Source organism: Candidatus Cloacimonadaceae bacterium (assembly GCA_030693415.1).
Taxonomy (GTDB): Bacteria; Cloacimonadota; Cloacimonadia; order Cloacimonadales; family Cloacimonadaceae; genus JAUYAR01.
Window position 1 is genome coordinate 23,281 of sequence record JAUYAR010000037.1, and the last position, 15,521, is coordinate 38,801.

Genomic DNA, 15,521 nt, shown 5'->3' on the forward strand with positions numbered 1-15,521 from the left:
ATGATTTCGAGAGGAAGTGGAATGAACATGTATCCCAAACCCCGCAAAAAATCCGTCCTGCCGGTAGATTACAGGAATAAGATACTGGTTGCGGCGATTAAGGTCTTTGCCCAGAAGGGCTTTGTAGCCAGCACGATGTCCGATGTCTCGATTCACGCCAAGGTCGGCATCGGAACGCCTTACAACTATTTCCGCAACAAGGACGACCTCCTTCTTCAATGTATGAAAAAAACCATAGAGGACGAGATTCATCAGATCAAAGACCTTAGCAGCAATGTTCCGGACCCCGTGGATAAGCTGCAAACCTTTTTCCAAAAACACACCGAACTGATGATGAGCAAGCCCTATATCGCCAGGTTTCTTGTGGTGGAGCTGCGCCAAAGCGAAGGTTTTTACAAACGCAACCCAAGCTACAATCCGATGAACTATTACCTGGACTATGTGCGCGGAATCTGCAAAGAAGCAATGGAAACCGGACGTATCCGCACCGTCGATCCCGACGCCTTGTCCTATATGATCATCGGTGCGATGGATATGATCCTCACCCAGTGGTTGATCAGCGGCAAGACCATGGACATGATGCCTTTGACCGGTAAGATCCGTAATATCATCGAAAACGGGCTCTTGCAATAGGATGCATAATCCTCGCTCGCTTGAGTCTTTCACGATTTCGACATTAGGGCTGAGCACCTCTGTTCTCCTACTGATGTGCATAGCCGCGAGTGTGTTAGGGGCGGTGGACATCCCTGTCTTCGTCTCTTTTGATTCTGATAACCGGGTGGATTGGTTCTATGAACGCGAGGAAAAGCAAGTAAGCTGGGACGAAAAGTATCTGCTCCGTTTCGGCATCGACGATCTGAAGCACAAACAGCTCGGTTTTGATCTCGGCATGATAACCAGCGCCAATTTCATCGAACAGCAGGTTCTCCTCGATCACATCCGTTTGTCCTACATGGAGGGCAAACACAAACTGGAAGCGGCAAGCGAGGTTATCGGTTTCGGCGAGGATTACATCCTGCAGGATCTGCTCTTGACCGACCCCCGCTTTGACGGATTTCTCTTTCGGGAAATGCGGTGGAATGGACTGTGCTATTCATTTTCCCGCAATTATCTGGAAACGGGAATCGGCATCGGGGGTAACATCCACAACCAGGCAAGCGCCAAAGCGCAGCTAATCTTGAGCTTGCATAGATTGCAACTACGCCTTGCCGCGCGCACTGAAACATTTGATTCCCATCACTACGAACCAGCTTTCACGTTATCCTTGGGAGCCGATATCGATATTAAGCGGATTCGATACAAGACGGATACGGTATATAGCGGCATCTGGTTCTTCAAATCCGGCGAACCAAAGGAATTGTATCACATCAGCCAGATTGATCTGCCATTGAAGGAAAACAACTGCCTCTACAGCGGAATCGTTTATGAAGACATAGACATCTATTCAAGCCAAAACGTGGAGCTGTTTTTGGGGGGAAAGGCATACTTTGGCAGACTCGGCATCATTCCCTGGTTTGATCTCAGACAACTCACGGACGACCAAATCCTCAGCGCCAATCTCAGATGCGACTGGCAATTTTATCCCTCCGGCAGGATCGGTATCTATCTGAAACATCTGGACGTATCCAATGGAACAAAGCATGCGACGATCGGTCTGCAAAGCTCGCTGCGCTTTGATTTTTAGCCTGCTGCTGTGCTTGGCAGGTTGCAGATTCATTTCCGAGGAAAGAGCAAAAAGTCCGATTATCGTCTTCACTTTTGATGACGCGCATGTCAGCATTATTCGGCATGGGTTTCCGATCCTGAGCGAATATGGCTTCCGCGGCACGAACTTTGTGAATTCCGGCAGGATCGGCAATCCCAACCGCATGACCTGGGATGATTTGCGGACTCTCGAACACATCTATGGATGGGAAACAGGCGGGCACACCATGAACCACGAAGATCTGCCGGAAATCAGCTTTGCCGAAGCGGAGACCACCATCAGGGACGACTATCGCAACCTCGTTCAAAATGAATTGAATCCGCGTTCCTTCGCACTTCCCAAGGGAGCATGCCCACAGGAATACTATCAGATCATTCTGCGCTACTACAAAAATATCCGCAATAGCAGCGACTTTGCCATGCAGGCTCCGGTGAACCGTCTGGCATTGGGATATCTGCCTTTCCTGGGCGAGTGGACGGCGGCGCAAATCAAAGATCGGATTATGCGCGGTATCGCCAACCGCGAAAGCATCATCATCATCGGATTTCATCACATCGAAACTCCGGATGCGCCCACCTATGATAATTGTCCCACGAGCGAATTGCGGGAAATCATGCGTTTTGTGAGTGAAAGAGGCTTGCGCGTGCTGCCTCTGGCGGAAGCGATCGAAGAATTGTGAAGATTTTACTTGTCAAATGACCTTCATCTAAAAAAGCTGGAATAATCAGAATAATACTATAGAGGATACAATGAAGCTATCGCAGCGCGCAATCGAGATACAGGCATCACCGATCCGCAAGCTGATGCCCTATGCCAACAACGCAAAGAAAAGAGGGATAACGGTTTATCATCTCAATATCGGCCAGCCGGACATCCCTACTCCCCCGGAAATGATCCGCGTCTATCACGAGTTTTCCGAAAAAGTGCTCGCCTACGGTCCTTCACAGGGCTTGGACGTCTATCGCAAAGGCTTGGTGGAATATTACGGGAAAAACAGCATCCCGCTTGAGGAAAACGACATCCTAGTCACCACCGCGGGCAGCGAAGCGGTCACTTTTGCCATGCTTGTCGTCTGTGGCGTGGGCGATGAGATCATTGTTCCCGAACCTTTCTATACGAACTACAACGGCTTTGCATCGATGACGGGCATCACCATCAAACCGCTCACCACCTATGCCGAGACCGGTTTCCAACTTCCAGATAACGACGCCATCGAAGCTGTTATCGGCACAAAGACCAAAGCAATCATGATCTGCAACCCCGGCAATCCCACCGGCACGGTCTATTCCAAAGAGGATATCTTCCGTCTGGCTAGTCTGGCGAAAAAGCACGGACTCTATCTGATCTCGGACGAGGTCTATCGCGAATTTGTCTATGACGGAATGACCCATACCAGCATCTTGCAAATACCCGGCATCGAGGAACATGCGATCATGGTGGACAGCGTTTCCAAACGCTACAGCGCCTGTGGAGCGCGCATCGGTTGCATCGTTTCGCGCAACAAAGCTTTGATGGACGCAACGCTCAAATTTGCCCAGGCAAGGCTGTGTCCGCCAACGGTGGATCAGCTTGCCGCCAATGCCTGCGTGGCGCTTGGTGATGAATTCTTTGTTCCTCTGATCGGCGAATATCAAAGACGCAGAGACTTGGTTTACAATGAACTCATCAAGATTCCCGGCATCGTCTGCGTGAAACCGGAAGGCGCATTTTACATCGTCGCCAAGCTGCCGATCGAGGATGCCGAGGACTTTGTTATCTGGCTTTTGGACAAGTTTCAGATCAACAACGAAACTGTGATGACGGCGCCCGCAGAGGGTTTCTATGCCACTCCCGGCTTGGGCAGAAACGAGCTGCGCATCGCGTATGTATTGAACGAAAACGACCTGATGGCGGCGATGAATATCTTCCGCCTGGGCTTTGAAACCTACTGCAAAGAAAAACAATCGTGAATAAATCCTAAACTCATGCACGAGAGGTGAGCAATGAAAACCAGATGGAAGATATCTCCCTATCTTTATATTCTACCGGCTTTCGGGCTGCTGTTTCTGTTTCGACTGATTCCGATTCTCATGTCTTTTTTGATCAGTTTCTACGATTGGGGAATCACCGGCACCGGCAAGTTCATCGCCTTTGACAACTATGGCACGATGTTCAAGGACCCGGTGTTTTGGAAATCGCTCATGAACACGTTTTGGGTAGTGATTTTCATGGTTCCCGCCAGCATCGTCTTTTCCCTGATTTTTGCCGTGCTGCTCAATCAGATCAAACGCCTCAAAGGGCTTTTTCGAACGATCTACTTCCTGCCCTTCGTGACCTCGCTCGTAGCGGTCTCCATCGTGTGGAAGATCATCTATTCGGAGCAGTCCGGACTGGCAAACAGCTTTCTGGGTCTCGTCGGAATCGCTCCACAGAAATGGCTCTCCGAGGCGCGCGGCATCTTCGATATCTTCTTTTCCGGCATAGGCATATCGCTGCCGGCTTGGATGCACGGTCCGTCCCAGGCACTTTTTGCGATCATCATCATGACAATTTGGAAAGGTTTGGGCTACAACACGATCATCTATCTTGCCGGACTTCAAAACATCCCCAAGGACTATTATGAAGCTGCGGAGATCGATGGCGCCGGCAAGCTCAAACAGTTCTTCCGCATCACTTTGCCATTGGTCTCCCCCACCACCTTTTATGTGCTGCTGATGACCACGATTGTCTCATTTCAGACTTTTGCCCAGATCTATCTGATGACGGACAAGGGTGGACCATTGAATTCGACCAAGCTGATCGTCTATTACATCTATGAAAAGGGGTTTGACACTCTGGATATGGGCTATGCCAGCGCGGTGGCGCTATTCCTCTTCGTCCTGGTATTGGGGCTTACGCTATTCCAGAGACGCCTTGAGAAAAAGGTCAACTACTAGGAGGAGGGCACCATGAACAAAATGATAAGAATGACGATCATCTACACCTTCCTCACGATCTTTGGGCTCTTTATGATCGTGCCCTTCATCTGGATGATCTCTACTTCGCTGATGACGCAATCCGAATTTAACAAACACGATTCCATCTTCATTCCCAAGGAAGAATATCACGTCTGGCACAATCAGAATAAGGATCAGCGCATCATCTTCGTGACCACAAAGGGAGACAGCGCGATTGTGCACATCCTGAACAAAGATCATCAGATCGAGCGGGAATATGTATCCGTGCTTGCCAAAGATGTGGAACTGATCAAAAAGGTGCCTTCCCTCAATTGGGGAAACTTTATCAAGGCATTTAAGAAAGTGCCTTTCGCCACCTATTTTGCCAATACCTTGTTTGTCTCCTTTCTATCGCTGATCGGCGTGCTCATCACATCGCTTTTGGCGGCATACGCTTTGGCGAGGATGGAGTTTCGAGGCAGGGAATTTATCTTCGTGCTTTTCCTGAGCATGTTGATGGTGCCGGAACCGATCTATCTGATATCTTCCTACGTGCTGCTGGATAAAATCAATTGGCTGGATACCTATAAAGCGTTGATCGTTCCCTGGTGCGTGAATATCTTCACCATTTTCCTCTTCCGCCAGCACTTCAAATCCCTGCCCAAGGAGCTTTTCGATGCCGCCGCCATCGATGGTTGCAGCACCTTCGGCATGCTTCGCCGGATTATTTTGCCGCTTTCCAAACCCATAATCGCCACCGCGTCGATCTTTTCGTTGATTGGATCCTGGAATAGCTTCATGTGGCCATTAGTGATGACCAACCGTCCCGAACTGCGCGTTTTGCAGGTGGGCTTGAGCTATTTCAATCAGGAAGCTTCCACCCAGACGACTCTTTTGATGGCGGCTTCCACTTTCAGCATCCTGCCCATCCTCATCCTCTTTATCATCGCGCAAAAACAGATCATCGCCAGCAGTGCCAAAGCGGGCATGAAAGATTAGAGCTTTTGGAGTATAAATGAATAAACAAAAACTGGATCTGAAAAAGATCAAGGAACTCGCCCAAATGGGCAAGATACCAGCTACCACGGGAAAAGAATACCAGAAACCCCGGCCCCGCGTCCCGATTGACGATGCGGATCTCAGACCCTGCGAATTGGTGAAACCCAAGATAAACTGGATCGCCGCGGGCATTGTCTTCTCCCTCACGTTGATCGTCTATATGCTCACTCAGGCACGCACATTGTCCTTTTGGGATTCTGGAGAATATGCCACCTGCATCAGCATCCTCGGTGTGCCCCATCCCCCCGGAAATCCTTTCTACATCCTCTTTGGCAGAGCCGTCGTAGCATTGTTTGGAAGGGGTTTTTCCCATGCCGTGATCGCGGCATTTATTTCCGGAATCACTTCCGCGTTAGCGGTGATGTTTACCTATCTGATGACGGTGCAGCTCGTCAGCATGTTTCGCATCAAAGCCTGGGAAGCGATGTATGCCGGGATCGTGGCGGCGTTTTTCACCGCTTTTTCCTTCACTTTCTGGATGAACGCGATCGAGGCGGAGGTCTATGCCGGGCTTGTTTTCTTCGTCAATCTGATTATCTGGCTCATTCTTTACTGGGTGCAAAAATCACGTGATATGAACCGGCAAAACATCCTGCTCCTAATCCTCTACCTCTTTTTCCTGGGTTTCTGCGTGCACCAAACAGCTTTGCAGATCGCTCCGGCGGTGCTTTTTATCGTCATCTATCCTCTCTTGCGCGGCGGCACCACCAAAAGTAGTTTCTGGCCCAAAGTCATTGGCTACACGATCGCCCTCCTCTTTGGTTATATCATCTTCGGACGGATCGGAAAAGGGTTTGGCATTGATGACTTTGACAAATGGGGCTTTGCCTTGGTTGCCTTTTTACTGCTCTATATCGAGCTCAGGGACGTCATCGACCGCCGCGTTTGGTGGATCGGCATCGGGCTTGTGCTTGTCGGTTTGTCCTCACATCTGTATCTGATGGTGCGCGCCAGCGATAGACCCTTCATCAACGAAGGACACCCCAGCACCATGTCGATGTTCAAAGACTACGTGTTGCGCAAGCAATACGGAGAGACCTCGTTTTTTGTCCGCCGCGGACATTTCATCAAAGACCAGCTCGGCTACCATTTTCTCCGCTATTTCAATATGCAGTGGTTCAACGCGGAAATGCTCTCCAAGTGGCTGAGCGTTCCGGCAAACCTGATCAACTCGATCGGAACCGCTATCGTCGCTCTGCTGGGTCTATTTGGAGCTATCTTTCATCAGCGCCGCAACCGCCATAGCTTCTACTATTTCTTGTCGATCATGATCGTCACCACCATCGTGATGGTCTTCGTGATGAATCTATCGGATGGCGAAGTGCGCGACCGGGACTATTTCTTTGTCGTAGCCTATAACATGTGGGCTGTCTGGCTGGGCATCGGCGCCCTCGGCATACTCTATCTCTTCAAGACCGAGATGCCGAAATACATCCTCGCGGGCTTGATTCTGATCCTGCCTCTCATCAATTTCGTATCCCAATATCACGTGCATGACCGATCCAAAGAGTTCATCGCGCTCGACTATGGCGTCAATTTCCTGAACTCAATGGAGGAAAACGCCATCATCTTTACCAATGGAGACAACGACACCTTCCCCATCTGGTATGCCCAGGCGGTACATGATCCTTATGCCAAAGAGCATGTCTATCCGGCAAAAGATGTCTATCCATATCCCGCGGCACTGGAATCGATCAAGAGCGCCATGGACTTCAAGACCAAAAACCTCCGCGGCATCCGCAAGGACGTTTCCGTGGCGAATCTGTCGTTGCTGAACACTCCCTGGTACATCAAACAACTGCGGGACAAGGAAGGCATCCTTTTCAACTGGACGGATGAGCAGATTGACGAGCTCAGACCACGCGAGATCACTCAACCGTTGACGATTTCCGCAGGAGCCGCGGCACCCGATATGCGTTTCAGGGTCGATTATGAAAAAAGCCCCCCCTGGCGACAAAACGAACCAGTCTATCGGATCTCGGACCTCGCCGTCATGCAGATCATCAAAGCTAACTTCGGCAAGCGCCCCATCTATTTTGCCGTCACCTGCGAAAGCTACATCGGTTTTGACGATTATCTGCGCAACGAAGGCATGGTCAGCCGCCTCACTCACGTCAAAACGGACGAAGACGTCGCCGTCGAAATCAACCGTCTGCTGAACAATATCGACAAGGTCTATGAATATCGCTCCATCCTCGATGACAAGGTATATAAAGACGACAACATGCGCCGCCTGGTCATGAACTATGGATCCGGCTACGTTCGCGCTTCCACCTGGTTCATTAAAAAACGGGAATTTGAGAAAGCGAAACATTATATCGACAAAGCCCGCAAATTTGTCACCGACGAGATCCGCCTGATCGATTTCCACGTTCGCTACAATGCCGGCACCGGAAATTGGACGGCGCTGGACAAGTTCATCGAGGACAACGTTTTCAGACACAGCGACGGCTGGCGCATCTACCTCTCCTACGTGATGAGCTATCTGATGGACACCTATCCGGAAAAAGCTATGTCCTATTTCCGCAAAGGAATGCTCCAATATCCCGACCAGGATTACATGGCGGCCTTCACCTCCCATTTTGCCAAAAACACCGGCAAACAAGCAGAGGCGATCGCAATGTTTGATTCCATCCAACCCCTGATCAGATATGACCTGAGCAAACACAAAGCGTTCCTGATGCAGCGTCAATTACCCAGCACAAATGATTCGGATATGTTTGAATGATCCGGTGATGGGAAGCATCTTCGGCAAGCAAGCCATGTGCAATCCGCCTCTTGCATATAACAAGAGCCTTCCACAAGAAGGTTCTTGCCTGAGTTTAACCGGCTTTACGCCACCGGGGCACGTCCACATCCTTCATTCACGGGCGCTCGCTAAAGATGCTTCACATCGCAAATTATATTCAGTTTCCAGCCTTCTGCCAAACTCTTTTTCTCTTACCCTATGTATATACCGTCCTGCGGAAAAGAACCGACGGGGACGTCGGTGATTCCATAATCACATGAAACGCTACATCATGAAACGCTACATCATGGAACGCCGACGTCCCCGTCGGCGACAGTCGCGAGGAACCTGTCACATCCACCAATTTTGTAAACCATCTACAAATCGGTAACCGATCCTGCGGAAAAGAACCGACGGGGACGTCGGTAATTCCATAACATAAACCGCTACGACAAAAACATTGTGCTGATTGCCGAACTTGCCAAAGATAACCAAATTGAATACTTTAACATCATGCTCCAACATCTAAAAGAAATAAATCAGCTTAGAGCTGGATTTTGCCTATATAAAATAAGAAAGAGCCGCTTTAGCGGCTCTTTCCGGATGATCAACGACCTTCCTTCTGTCTGACCAGTTCCCATCCATCGCAGTGTGAAGGCACTCAGGATGGTTCACGCTATACAATATAATCTGCATGTCCACTTTGTCAAGCTTTGATTTTCTTTTTCGGTTTCTTAAGGCGTCGACACAATATTCAACATAACCATAATAAAACTGAAAAACGCTGCTCAGCTTTGACTTAAAACTCAGCCTGTCAAGAATTTAGTGCTTTTGCCAAGGTCTGCGCCGGAGTTTTGGGTTAAAGTGAAGTCTCAGCTAAATTGAGGCGTGAAATTCATAGATTGGCAGACTGATAATTAAGGGGTTGAAGCTTGAATCTCAGCATCTTCCAGATCCGTAATTCTGGTTTTAACTCAAAATAAGCCCTTTATCATCAGCGGGTTATGTCAATTCTTTTTAGGGCTTATTTTGAGTCAAAACTGAACGCGAGCTAAATCTTATCCTTTTGTGATCCTTTTTGTGGGGATTTTTTCGTATCCGCAGCATCGGCATGCTGCGCTACTACTTGACAGCGTTAATCAAGCCTTAATCAAGCGTTAATCAAGCGTAATAAAACTAACGCTTGATTAACGCTTGATTAAGGCTTGATTGACGCTGTGGGACGGTGAGGGATAGTGCAGCATGAACTGATCTGTTAACTGGTGATCTGTGCACTGGTGATCAATGAACGGGTGAACGGGTGAACTCGCTAAAAGCGCAGAAAGCTGATTTTGCCTATTTGATCAAATCATTCGCGGTCTTAAGTATCCCGTGCGTTAGTCACGCATTCATCGCAGAGGCGATAGCGGCAAAAGCGATAGTAGATCTCGATCAAGCCTTGCTGGTGGATGGATTTGCCGAGGGCGAGCTTGATCAGATTGGGGTTGGTGTGATTTGCCATGAAGCGGGTGATGTGGTTGTCCTGCAAGGCGGGGAAACTCTGATATTCATCGAGGATGCGGCTCAGGTTCTTGGTATCCGAGATCTTTTCGTGATAGAGATGGACGACGGGGAGGAAAATATTCAGATAGATGTTTCCGATCACGCCTTTTCCGGGTTTGGGAAATTTCTCCGCGCCGGGAAGGACGTTTTTGGCAAAGATGGCATTGAAGCCGCGATACCAATCTCCCTCCTTCAGCGAAAAATCCCGGACATGGCTGATGAAATAGTTGATCAAGCCGGAATCCGTGGTCTTGAGGATCAGGCTGCACAAGGCGATGATGCGGTAGATGGGATGGCTTGTGGGTCGGATGCGAAAGAGCTGCCAGGGGATGTCCAACCTTTGGGCAAAGAAACCCTGCGCTTCAAAGCGCTGTCTGAGCAACGCGGCAAAGCCTTCGTCCACAAGCTTTTGGCTCTTTTCCAACAGTCCGCTGCTCACGCAGATGATGGAGATCAGATCGAGGGCGTCCATGCCTTGCTGATGCCATTCGCGGATGAGCCGATAGGGGATGAGCTGGGCTATTTTCAGTAGGTTAAGCTTGTTTTTGTCATAGCCGACCGCTTCCATCATGCCTTCATAGAGCACCTGATCAAAATCGCTGAGAATGAGCGAGGCGTTGAAACGTTTGACCTTGCTCCGAAAGCGTCGCATACCATAGTAGCCGAGAATTGATGAAAGGGTATCCGCGTCCACTGCGGAGAGCAGGTCGCAATAGGAGATGGAGGCAGGTTTTTCACCTGGTCTCTGGCGTGCCAGGAGCTTGTCGATATCCTCACTGAGCTGGTTTTTAAGCTCCAGAATCTCGATCGTTTCGCCGTTTTCCTTGATCGTGAGATGGGAGTTTTGCCTGTGTTCCAGCACCACGTGCAGGACGGTGTTGTTGAAGAAATGATCCTCGTGGTGGGAATGGGCGATCCAGTCATAGGTGTTGAGGTGGATTTCGATGTCTCCACCAATGGCATTGCCATCGATGGAGATGATCGCGTTGCAAAAGTCGGGGCCGCGATTGGTGTTATATTGACCGGGATAGATGATGCGCAGGGATTTTCCGCCGGCGGTTTTCAGCTCCGGATTGAGGTGTCCTTCATCCCAGATGTGATAGAGAAACTTCTCTTCCACCCCGTATGTCTCAAGGTGCTCTTGCTCAATACCAGCGTGCCAGCATTGTATAGCGCTGGCGGGCTGAATGAGACCGGTGAAAGGTTTGGAGGCTATAGTCGATGGGGTTGGTGAGGATGGAGATGAGCTTCATGGATTGACTGCGGTCGATGCGGTTGCAGCTTTTGCCATAGTAGTGGCGGCTGGCGCTTTCGATGCCATAGACGCCTTTGCCCCATTCCACATAGTTGAAATATAGCTCCAGCATGCGGCGCTTGCTCATGACCGCTTCCATGATCACGGTGATCTGGATTTCCAGATACTTGCGAAAATAGTTGCGGTGCGTGGTGAGAAAGAGCGTGCGTGCGAGTTGGTTGCTGATCGTGCTGGCGCCAAATCTGATCTTTCCGGCTTTCTGATTGCGTTGCCAGGCTTCTTTGACCATGCTCCACTCAAAGCCGAAATGATTGTAATAATTACCGTCCTCGAGGGACAGGGTCATATTTACCGTGCGCTTGGGAATGCGTTCCAACTCAATGAAGTCCCGCTTTTGCCAATCATAGCCGCGCACCAGATAGCGATGCAGCATCAGCGGCGTGACTGGTGGATTGATGAAACTGTAGAGCAGACAAAAGAAGGCGACGACCCCCCAAAACCACAAATGGGCAAAAAGGAGAAACCGGAGGATCCGGACAAGGATGGATCTGCGTTTCATAAGCAACTGAGGAAGCCGCTGCTTCCCGGGCTTTATTACATGTCAGATATGCTTATTCGGTTTTGTCTTTGAGTTCTTTATTCAGGTAGTTGGCGATGCGGGCTTTTCTGCGTGAGGCGGTGCGCTTGTGGATGACGCCTTTCTTGGCGGCTTTGTCCAATTGGGCATAGAGCTTGTTTAGCATGTCCTGCTTTTCCTCGGTTTTTTCAGCGACGAGCAGTTGCTTGGAGAGAGTTTTCAGAGTGCGTTTGACATAGTTGTTGCGCGCCTGTCTCTTCTTGTCTGTCTTCATTCTTTTCATGGGTGATTTGTGTTGTGGCATTGTTTCCTCTCAAGTGTTTAATTATTTGGTGTCAAACTAAATGGTAGCATATTCTGTCAATGACTATTTTTCGTATTAAGCTCCATGATCAGCCTAAGTGATTGCTGTTTCGAGCTTAATGCGGATAGATCGCTGGCGTTTCTGAGATCGGATCTCTTATGCCAAGCTTGCTTGACGATCGAGGCAAAGTCCAGGGCTAACCTGAGCTCGCTCTTGTCAAAATATGCACCGGCATGATGCTCCAGGAGGCACTTTTCCGCTTCGCCGCCATGAGGTCCCAAAGCGAGGATCGGAGTGCGCGAGCCGATGTATTCAAAGAGTTTTGTGGTCAGCATCCCTTGTGAACCTTCATAATAATTGATCATGAGTATGAGCAGCTCGGAATTGATCATTTCGCAAAGCGCATCGGTTTGCTTTTGATGGGGTAGCAGCCTTGCCCGGTCTCCGAGCGCGTCTTTGAGCTGACGGCTTTGCATGGGGCTGAGCTTGGTGCCGATGAAAGATATCTCAGCATCGTCCCTGAGCCCGCTGATGATGCTGAGCAAACCTTCCCAGTCCTGTCCTGCGGTAATCTGTCCGATGTATTTGACCCGAAAGTTGCTATTGGGGATATAGGCGATCTTGTCCATTTTATCCGCGTCAAAACCGTTGTAGATAACCGTTTTGTTGCCTTCGGGAAGTCTGGCGCTGATGTTGTGGGAAACGACGAGGCATTTATCAGCGGATGAAACGACCTTTCTTTCCATGCGTTTATGGAAATAAAGGCTGAGCTTGGAGGGAGGGTTCAGCTTCAGATAGTGGATTTCTGACCAGGGATCGCGGAAATCGGCGATCCAGCGCAGGTGAAAGCGTTTTTTAAGTTTCAAACCGATCAGATGGCTTGAATGGGGCGGGCCGGTGGTGACGATGAGGTCAAAAGGGGTTTCGCGGATCAGCTTTCGCGCCAGTCGATATGCCCATGGGTTCCAAAAGACGCGCAGGTCCGGAATGACGAGATTGAGCCGCAGCCACAAAAGTATGCGTTTGAGCATTCCCCGATGCTCGTGATATTCCAATGAACCATGGGGCATCCGGCTGTCTTTGCCAAAAAGCTTTAGCCAGATACTTCCCAGCCTGGGAGCCGGACTGCGCCAGATCTTTACAGATGGCGGAACCTCCTGGAGGAGGCTGTCATCCAGAATGGGATAATCACCGCCCTCGGATGTGAGAACCTGAACCTCGATCCCGGATTTGACCAGATGCGGCAGCCAGCGATGCCATCTTTGCACTGCCGCGCCACCGCAGGGTGGGAAGTAGTAGCTGATCAAGAGGATACGCATAATCTCAGGGCTCCAAAACCAATGTTGCCAGGCTTTTCCAGGAATATCTATGTTTGTGACCGCAAACGGCTTTGCTCATGCGCTCACACAGGTTTTCTTCATAACAGCGGATGATCCCCGCTGCGAGGGCTTCGGGATCGTTTGCAAGCACCACGAGACCGGTTTCTCCCTCTTCCACGTATTCGTTCAAACCTCCGGCATCGGTCACAATCACCGGCAGGTCAAAATTGTAGGACATAGCGATGATCCCGCTCTGGGTGGCGCTTTTATAGGGTAGGACACATAAAGATGCGGAGCGGAAAAATGAGGCAACTTCGTCCTCTGGGATGTATCTGAAATGCGTCTGCACGACGTCTTCAAGCCCCAGCGAGCGGATCAGTTTGGCATAGACCTCCGCTTTGCCATAGACTTCTCCCGCGACGGTCAATCTCAAGTCCGGCAGACGTTTGTGCACCTGTTGCATGGCTTTGATCAGGACATCCAATCCTTTGTAGGGTTTGATCAGACCGAAGAAAAGCAGGGTTTTGTCTCTATCAGGATATCCTTGCCGACCTATTTGAGTTTCCGGATATGAATCATAGACGGGATGGAAGCCGAGCACGCCTTGATTCGCGATTTCCTTTGGCATGATGCGTTTCAGGTCACTGTGGCAGGCTTGAGAGAGCACCATGATCTTTTCGCAGTGTCTGAGCAATTTCTTGGTCATAAGATTTGCTCCCATCCAGCGTTCGTGAAACTCGATATTATGAGCAAGGACAACGCGCTTTGTATTGCTTAAGCGCTTACAAAGATATGTATATGCGGGAGCGAAGAAAGGCAGGAAGTAGGAGACGATGACCATGTCCGGCTGCCAGTCCCGGATCGCGGATAGGGCTCTGTTCCAGGTGCGCGGATCGTAAGGAGTGAGGACGTTCTCTATCTCAAGTCCTTCGCCATCAGAACTTTGGGCGGTCTGGCTTTTGCCCGGAAAGATGAGCGCGGGGTATTGCCGGATAAAACTGAACATCCGAACCTGATGCCCTTCGCTCTGCAGTTCAAGAGCCAGTCTCACGGCAAATCTGGAGATGCCGCCTCTAAAGGGAGGTGCGGGACCGATGAATCCGATGCGCATAGCCTAAGTCTCTCCCTGCATGATCAATCCGTGTTTTGAAGGAAGAACCGGCGCACGCTGTCCGCGTCCTCATATTTGCCAAAGAGAGCCATCAGTTTGAGCCGGACTTTGACTCCTTTGAGATCTCCGGCGAGGATGGCGCCCCGGCTTTGCAGATCCATGCCTCCGCCCTCATAACCATATTCGGGAAGCACGCGCCCGGTCGAAGTGCGGGAGCAGACGACAATGAGGACATTATTGGCAATGGCGGTTTCGAGCTCGACGAGGATATCCTTAGGCAGATTTCCTCTGCCAAATGCTTCAATGACAATAGCTTTGGCTCCATGTTCGATGGAGCATCGGATATGGCGTGCGTCCATTCCCGCAACAGCTTTGATCAGGTCAATGTTGGTATCAATCTCGTCTGTCCAAACGCTTTCCCGATAAAGGGAGGTGCGGTGATATACGATCATGTCCGGATCGACGTTTCCAAGCGGTCCATAACCAGGAGAGACGAAGGAATCGACCTTGCCGGTGTCGGACTTTGTCACATCCCGAGCGGTGTGGATCTCATCGTTCATCACCACTAACACGCCTTTGTCCATCGAATCGTGATGGCAAACGACTCTCACGGCTCCAATGATATTGCGCGGTCCGTCAAGCCCAAGATCACTGCCGCTTCGCATTGCCGCAGTGAAAACCACCGGTTTGCGGGTCGTCAAAACCAGATCGCATAAAAATGCCGTTTCCTCAAGCGTGTCCGTCCCGTGGGTGATCACTACGCCGTCATAATCGATGATTTTCAGATCAATCATCTTTGCCAGCTCCAGCATCATTTTGGGTGTCATATAGGGGCTGGGAACGTTTAGATAGTCTATCACCCGGATGTTTGCCACGTTGTTGAGCTGGGGAAATTGGGCTAAAAAGCCGGCGAATTGGGTGGTGGGAATCACTCCCAGGGTGCCGGAAATCTTCATCGAGATCGTTCCGCCGGTGAGGATGATCAGTATATTCTTCTTGCTCAAGG

13 protein-coding genes are annotated in these 15,521 nt (G+C 50.1%); 7 read left to right on the plus strand and 6 right to left on the minus strand.

Translation table 11 applies throughout. From position 1 onward, the window contains the following. The first annotated feature begins 21 nt into the window (after positions 1-21). The 7 genes from Q8M98_02525 to Q8M98_02555 all read left to right on the plus strand — a co-directional run bounded on the left by Q8M98_02525 (position 22) and on the right by Q8M98_02555 (position 8,407). Positions 22-633 carry a TetR/AcrR family transcriptional regulator gene (locus Q8M98_02525; protein MDP3113630.1) on the plus strand — a complete coding sequence of 204 codons (612 nt, stop codon included), beginning with the start codon at positions 22-24 and terminating at the stop codon, positions 631-633. 73 nt (positions 634-706) lie between these two features. Continuing rightward, complete coding sequence (locus Q8M98_02530; protein ID MDP3113631.1) at positions 707-1,684, plus strand: hypothetical protein; 978 nt, start codon at positions 707-709, stop codon at positions 1,682-1,684. Continuing rightward, positions 1,641-2,384 (plus strand): polysaccharide deacetylase family protein, encoded by a 744-nt coding sequence (locus tag Q8M98_02535; GenBank protein ID MDP3113632.1) that lies wholly within the window; start codon positions 1,641-1,643, stop codon positions 2,382-2,384. Before Q8M98_02530 ends, Q8M98_02535 begins: the two co-directional genes overlap by 44 nt. A 70-nt stretch (positions 2,385-2,454) precedes the next feature. Beyond that, on the plus strand, positions 2,455-3,654 hold the full coding sequence (locus Q8M98_02540; GenBank protein MDP3113633.1) for a pyridoxal phosphate-dependent aminotransferase: 1,200 nt from the start codon (positions 2,455-2,457) through the stop codon (positions 3,652-3,654). 33 nt (positions 3,655-3,687) lie between these two features. Then, entirely contained in the window at positions 3,688-4,620 is a 933-nt protein-coding gene (locus Q8M98_02545; GenBank protein ID MDP3113634.1) for a sugar ABC transporter permease, read from the plus strand. 12 nt (positions 4,621-4,632) lie between these two features. Continuing rightward, positions 4,633-5,619 (plus strand): carbohydrate ABC transporter permease, encoded by a 987-nt coding sequence (locus Q8M98_02550; GenBank protein ID MDP3113635.1) that lies wholly within the window; start codon positions 4,633-4,635, stop codon positions 5,617-5,619. A gap of 16 nt (positions 5,620-5,635) precedes the next feature. Continuing rightward, positions 5,636-8,407, plus strand: coding sequence for a DUF2723 domain-containing protein (locus Q8M98_02555; GenBank protein ID MDP3113636.1), 2,772 nt, complete (start codon positions 5,636-5,638; stop codon positions 8,405-8,407). A gap of 1,360 nt (positions 8,408-9,767) precedes the next feature. Here Q8M98_02555 and Q8M98_02560 read toward each other — a convergent pair. Genes Q8M98_02560 through Q8M98_02585 form a run of 6 tightly spaced genes read right to left on the minus strand, consistent with a single transcriptional unit; the run spans position 9,768 to position 15,519 of the window. Next, positions 9,768-11,069, minus strand: a complete 1,302-nt coding sequence (locus Q8M98_02560) for a DUF2851 family protein (protein MDP3113637.1) — start codon at positions 11,067-11,069, stop codon at positions 9,768-9,770. A 25-nt stretch (positions 11,070-11,094) separates the two neighbouring features. Next, on the minus strand, positions 11,095-11,763 hold the full coding sequence (locus Q8M98_02565) for a transglycosylase domain-containing protein (protein ID MDP3113638.1): 669 nt from the start codon (positions 11,761-11,763) through the stop codon (positions 11,095-11,097). A gap of 52 nt (positions 11,764-11,815) precedes the next feature. Continuing rightward, positions 11,816-12,085, minus strand: a complete 270-nt coding sequence (gene rpsT / locus Q8M98_02570) for a 30S ribosomal protein S20 (GenBank protein MDP3113639.1) — start codon at positions 12,083-12,085, stop codon at positions 11,816-11,818. 56 nt (positions 12,086-12,141) lie between these two features. Further along, the gene (locus tag Q8M98_02575; protein ID MDP3113640.1) at positions 12,142-13,404 is read right to left on the minus strand and encodes a glycosyltransferase; all 1,263 of its coding nucleotides are present in this window, start codon (positions 13,402-13,404) and stop codon (positions 12,142-12,144) included. A 4-nt stretch (positions 13,405-13,408) separates the two neighbouring features. Further along, on the minus strand, positions 13,409-14,515 hold the full coding sequence (locus Q8M98_02580) for a glycosyltransferase family 4 protein (protein MDP3113641.1): 1,107 nt from the start codon (positions 14,513-14,515) through the stop codon (positions 13,409-13,411). 23 nt (positions 14,516-14,538) lie between these two features. Then, a complete protein-coding gene (locus tag Q8M98_02585; protein ID MDP3113642.1) occupies positions 14,539-15,519 on the minus strand; it encodes an asparaginase in 981 nt (326 codons plus the stop codon). Positions 15,520-15,521 lie beyond the last annotated feature (2 nt).